The sequence below is a fragment of the Haloferula sp. BvORR071 genome (genome assembly GCF_000739615.1).
Lineage (GTDB): Bacteria > Verrucomicrobiota > Verrucomicrobiia > Verrucomicrobiales > Akkermansiaceae > Haloferula.
Window position 1 is genome coordinate 1 of record NZ_BATP01000063.1, and the last position, 6,268, is coordinate 6,268.

The window sequence follows — 6,268 nt, forward strand, 5'->3', positions numbered from 1 at the left end:
GGGCACAAAAAAAGCGCCCGACCCCGATGTTACTCGGGGCCGGGCGTATACCTGGCGACGACCTACTCTCACAGGACCTGTCGTCCCAATACCATCGGCGCTGCAGCGTTTCACTTCCGGGTTCGGAATGGGACCGGGTGGTTCCACCGCGCTCTGGCCACCAGAGGGCGACCCTGTTTGATTGCCGATCATTCGATCGGGTCAGGGCCGGGACTCTGGCGGTCGGCGAGTTGCCTTGGTTGCTTGTCGTCTTGTCAGTTGCTGTCAGGGGCAGCGGCCTCTCGACCGCTTGCCGCTCCCTGACATCCACACGGAGATCCTTCCTTCTTAATCAACAACCTCAATTCGTCCACTGAGCCGTCGCGGTCGCTTGGTTGAACAAAGCGATTCCGAACGGAATCAAGCCAGACGGATGATTAGTACCGGTAAGCTGCATATATTGCTACACTTCCACTTCCGGCCTATCAACGTGGTAGTCTTCCACGATCCTTCAGGGAAAACTCATCTTGGGAGGAGCTTGGCGCTTAGATGCTTTCAGCGCTTATCTCTTCCGAACTTAGCTACCCGGCCATGCCGTTGACACGACAACCGGTGCACCAGAGGTTCGTCAATTCCGGTCCTCTCGTACTAGGAATTGAACCCCTCAGTTTTCCTGCGCCCACAGAGGATAGAGGACCGAACTGTCTCGCGACGTTCTGAACCCAGCTCGCGTGCCGCTTTAACCGGCGAACAGCCGGACCCTTGGGACCTTCTCCAGCCCCAGGATGCGACGAGCCGACATCGAGGTGCCAAACTTCGCCGTCGATATGAACTCTTGGGCGAAATCAGCCTGTTATCCCTAAGGTACCTTTTATCCGTTGAGCGACGGCAATTCCACATTCTACCGCCGGATCACTTAGGCCGACTTTCGTCTCTGCTCGGCTTGTAGGCCTCACAGTTAGGCGGGCTTATGCCTATGCACTCGACACATGGTTGCAGACCATGCTGAGCCCACCTTCGCGCTCCTCCGTTACTCTTTGGGAGGATACCGCCCCAGTAAAACTGACCGGCTGACACTGTTTCCCGTCCGGTTTCACGGATCGGGGTTAGATCTTCCAACACCCAAGGGTGGTATCTCACTGATGACTCCCCGACCCCCTAAAGGGCCAGATCAACGTCTCCCACTTATGCTGAGCATGAGAATCGAAAAACCAATGACAGCTTACAGTTAAGGTCTATAGGGTCTTTCCGTCCTTCTGCGGGTAGGCGGCATCTTCACCGCCATTACAATTTCACTGAGCACCTGGTTGAGACAGTGCCCAACTCGTTACACGATTCGTGCAGGTCGGAACTTACCCGACAAGGAATTTCGCTACCTTAGGACCGTTATAGTTACGGCCGACATTCACGGGGACTTGGGCTCAAAGCTTCGCCTTGCGACTAACCTCTTACCTTAATCTTTCCGCATTGGTCACGTGTCACACCCTATACTTGGACTTGCGTCTTGGCAGAGTGCTGTGTTTTTGCTAAACAGTCGGTTGGGCCATTTCACTGCGGCCCGCATTGCTGCGGGCACCCCTTCTTCCGAAGTTACGGGGCTAATTTGCCGAGTTCCTTAACCAGGGTTCACTCTTGCGCCTTGGTATACTCTACCCACCCACCTGTGTCGGTTTACGGTACGGGTTGCTTAGCATGCATAGGGGCTTTTCTCGGCACAACTTCCAGCCATGCGGATCGGCCGTAGCCTCACCTCGGAATTCAATCACCTAGTGGCTTTCCATCATGCGTCCTCCCTACTTAAGTTTCGCAAGTGCAGTAATATTAAACTGCTGTCCATCGCCTACGCGTATCCGCCTCGGCTTAGGTCCCGACTAACCCCGGGACGAAAAACGTAGCCCGGGAAACCTGGGGTTTACGGCGGACCGGGATTTCACCGGTCTTATCGTTACTCATGTCTGCATCCTCTCTTCTCAACTCTCCAGGGTCAGTCGCCATCACCCTTCAACGTGTTGAGAATGCTCCTCTACCGCGCCCATCCAATGGATGAACACCCAGAGCTTCGGTACCATGCTTATCGCCGATCATTTTCGGCGCAGGATCTCTCGATGAGTAAGCTATTACGCACTTTTTAAATGGTGGCTGCTTCTAAGCCAACATCCTCACTGTCTGTGAAATCCCACATCCTTTCCACTTAGCATGGTTTAGGCACCTTAGCTGCTGATCAGGGTTGTTTCCCTTTTGACGATGAAGCTTATCCCCCACCGTCTCACTGCCGCGCTCCACTCACCGGTATTCGGAGTTTGATAGGGTTTGGTAGACGGGTATGCCCCCTAGCCCTTTCAGTGCTCTACCCCCGGTAATCAGCACGCGACGCTGCACCTCAATGCATTTCGAGGAGAACCAGCTATCACGGGGTTTGAATAGCCTTTCACTCCTACCCTCAAGTCATCCGAGAATTTTTCAACATTCACCGGTTCGGTCCTTCACGTCGTATTACCGACGCTTCAACCTGCTCAAGGGTAGATCACCTCCGCTTCGGGTCCAGCACGTGCAACTATGGTCGCCCTATTCGGACTCGCTTTCGCTGCGCCTCCGATCCGGAAGATCTTAGGCTTGCCACACATACTGACTCGCAGACTCATTAAGCAAAAGGCACGCAATCACAGCCGAAGCTGCTCTTACACCTTGTAGGCACAGGGTTTCAGGTTCTATTTCACTCCGCTCGCAGCGGTTCTTTTCACCTTTCCCTCACGGTACTGGTTCACTATCGGTCGCTAACTAGTATTTAGCCTTACGCCGTGGTCGGCGCAGATTCACACAACGTTCCACGTGTGCTGTGTTACTCAGGAACACCCTAGGGCCGCGTCGGATTTCGGTTACGGGGATATCACCCTCTCTGTCGGAACTTTCCAGGTCCTTCACCTATCGTCTACGGTCCCACATCGGGGTCCTACAACCCCGGGAGCAAGCTCCCGGTTTGGGCTGTTCCGCTTTCGCTCGCCACTACTTACGGAATCGATTCTCTTTCTTTTCCTCTGGTTACTGAGATGTTTCACTTCACCAGGTATCGCGTGTCTTTCCCTATTTGATTCAGGAAAGAACGATGGCGTATTAACACCACCAGGTTACCCCATTCGGAAATCTCCGGATCAAAGCGTTTGTGCCGCTCCCCGAAGCTTATCGCAGCTTATCACGTCCTTCATCGCCTGTTAGCACCAAGGCATCCACTCTGTGCCCTTTAAAGCTTGATTCCATATCGAAATCAGCTCGTTCATGCGGACCACCTGCCGTTATGCCGTAAAGCAACGGTGGTTTGATCCGCGCCGGGTGAGTCAACTCCCGGCAAATCTACTTTGTTTTTGTATACCAAGGACCGCGCAAATAATGGCTCATGTGAACAATTGATTTTTTGCAGTCGTTGTTAAAAACTGTAATCTCCATGTGGATGTCAAAGAGCGGCAAAGCCCTCACAAGTCTGTTATCACGTTCTTCAATCCGTTCCGAAAAGTGGTGGGCCTGATAGGACTCGAACCTATGACCCCCGCCTTATCAAGGCGGTGCTCTAACCAACTGAGCTACAGGCCCAATTAATTTTCCATGACCCGTTTGCGTCTGCGGTGTTACCCGCAAACCTCGAGACGGATCGTGAAAGATGGTGGAGGTTAACGGATTCGAACCGTTGACATTCTGCTTGCAAAGCAGACGCTCTACCAACTGAGCTAAACCCCCTCTCGTAGGAGGATTGAAGAAGAAGAGGACGAAAGCCAAATTGTGCACTGCGGACCGTTCGAAAACACCTGGATCAATATATATTAACTTTTGTTGCGGTTCGCTTTCGCTCGCCGCGATGCCCTTTCACTTGCGTGATGGCGGGCATCGACCTGCTTCAGTGACCCTGAGAGGGTTTGAAGCTACTCCATAGAAAGGAGGTGATCCAGCCGCAGGTTCCCCTACGGCTACCTTGTTACGACTTCATCCCAGTTACCAGCTTCACCTTAGGATCGTGCGATACTTCGGGTGCTACCGGCTTCCATGATGTGACGGGCGGTGTGTACAAGACCCGGGAACGTATTCACGCTGCCGTAGCTGATGCAGCATTACTAGCGATTCCGGCTTCATGGAGGCGAGTTGCAGCCTCCAATCCGAACTGGGCCCAGTTTTATAGATTTCCTCCACCTCGCGGTCTCGGTTCTCATTGTGCTGGGCATTGTAGTACGTGTGCAGCCCAAGGCGTAAGGGCCATACTGACCTGACGTCGTCCCCACCTTCCTCCCAGTTGATCTGGGCAGTCTGAACAGAGTCCCCACCATAACGTGCTGGCAACTGTCCACAGGGGTTGCGCTCGTTGCGGGACTTAACCCAACATCTCACGACACGAGCTGACGACGGCCATGCAGCACCTGTGCAAATCCTCCGAAGAGTCACGCGCTTTCACGCGCTTAGAGATGCATGTCAAGCCTTGGTAAGGTTCTTCGCGTTGCATCGAATTAAGCCACATACTCCACCGCTTGTGCGGGTCCCCGTCAATTTCTTTGAGTTTTAGCCTTGCGGCCGTACTTCCCAGGCGGTGCGCTTAACGCGTTAGCTCCGGCACAAGGGGGGTCGAATCCCCTCACACCAAGCGCACACCGTTTACTGCTAGGACTACAGGGGTATCTAATCCCTTTTGCTCCCCTAGCCTTCGAGCCTCAGCGTCAGATGTTGTCCAGTGACTCGCCTTCGCCACGAGTGTTCCTCTCGATATCCACGCATTTCACTGCTACACCGAGAATTCCAGTCACCTCTCCAACCCTCAAGCAAGGCAGTATCGGATGCAGTTCCGGGGTTGAGCCCCGGGATTTCACATCTGACTTACCATGCCGCCTACGCTCCCTTTACGCCCAGTGATTCCGAACAACGCTCGGGACCTTCGTATTACCGCGGCTGCTGGCACGAAGTTAGCCGTCCCTTCCTCTTTGGGTACTATCAACCCTGTCGGCTATTCACCGCCAGGTCTTACTCCCCAATGACAGGAGTTTACAATCCGAAGACCTTCATCCTCCACGCGGCGTTGCACCATCAGACTTTCGTCCATTGTGAATTATTCTCGACTGCTGCCACCCGTAGGTGTCTGGACCGTGTCTCAGTTCCAGTGTGCCTGATCATCCTCTCAGACCAGGTACCCGTCGTTGCCTTGGTGGGCCGTTACCCCGCCAACTAGCTGATAGGCCGCGAGCCAATCCTGCAGCGGCAGCTTTCGCCACCTTTACCCTTGCGGGACCATGGGGTATTAATCCGCCTTTCGGCGGGCTATTCCCCACTGCAGGGCATGTAACTCACGTGTTACGCACCCGTGCGCCACTGAATGAAGCGGTATTACTACAACTTCACTCCGTTCGACTTGCATGTCTTAAACACGCCGCCAGCGTTCGTTCTGAGCCAGAATCAAACTCTCCGTAAAAAACGTATGTGACCATCCATTGCTGGATGATCATCAAATTGAACCGTCCGGTTGCCCACTCCACAGGAGCTTCTTCCGGACACCACGTGCTCCTAATAAGCACGCAGCGCACAATTTGGCCTTTTCCTCTTCACCCGGCTTGCATTCAGGCACGAGATTTGCTAGTGGATGTTCAACACATCCGAACCAGTTGAGTTCAGCAGCCCTAAGACCAACTTCACCCTCCGAATCCCGCACCCGGCTAACCGGGCCATGCTTGTGAAAGATCTCCTTTCGAGGGGACTAAAAAGCCGATCGGACTCTCTTGGAGTCGCGATCGACTTTCGTCTCTCGCGTCGCTTGCTTCGCGGCGACGGGGAGACCCTAGTCGGAACGACCCGCTTGGGTCAATCTCTTTTGAGAAGGTTTCTTCAGTTTTTTCACGCGATCACGGAAGTATAGGGGTTCCACGGTGACAATTTCTTCATGGAACATCCCGATCGCACCCGGATCGGCCCTCCGGAGCACCCCCAAAATGCAATTCCGGGACCCAAAACGACCCCGAAACCGCCCGGATCGCCCCCGAAAACCCCGCAATCGGGTCCAAATCACCCCGAAACGGGGCCAGCGGCCTCCAAAACGGCCGAATCGGCCCTTCGAACCCTCCCGGCGGCCAGCCGGGCACCGGATCGGGGTCTTTTGGGCCGCTCCGCGGCTGGCACGGGGCTCCGCCAAAGCCCGCAGCAAACCAGGCACCGCGCACTATCTACTATAACTATAGTAAATATTCCGCGGCGCAGCCGCCTTGGACTGCGTGTAGCCCGCTACCGCTTTCACGCTGGCAGCCTGCTGCCGTGAAGCACCGGGCGG

2 tRNA genes and 3 rRNA genes are annotated in these 6,268 nt (G+C 54.6%); all 5 read right to left on the minus strand.

The annotated features are described in order from the left end of the window. Nucleotides 1–49 precede the first annotated feature (49 nt). A 5S ribosomal RNA gene (gene rrf / locus BV071_RS32130) occupies nt 50–165 on the minus strand. A 230-nt stretch (nt 166–395) separates the two neighbouring features. Further along, nucleotides 396–3,230, minus strand: a 23S ribosomal RNA gene (locus BV071_RS32135). Between the two features lie 257 nt (nt 3,231–3,487). Then, nucleotides 3,488–3,564, minus strand: a tRNA-Ile gene (locus tag BV071_RS32140). Between the two features lie 68 nt (nt 3,565–3,632). After that, nucleotides 3,633–3,708: transfer RNA gene (locus BV071_RS32145), tRNA-Ala, on the minus strand. A gap of 193 nt (nt 3,709–3,901) precedes the next feature. Next, nucleotides 3,902–5,419: ribosomal RNA gene (locus BV071_RS32150) — 16S ribosomal RNA — on the minus strand. The 16S, 23S and 5S rRNA genes sit together here with 2 tRNA genes alongside, the layout of an rRNA operon. Nucleotides 5,420–6,268 lie beyond the last annotated feature (849 nt).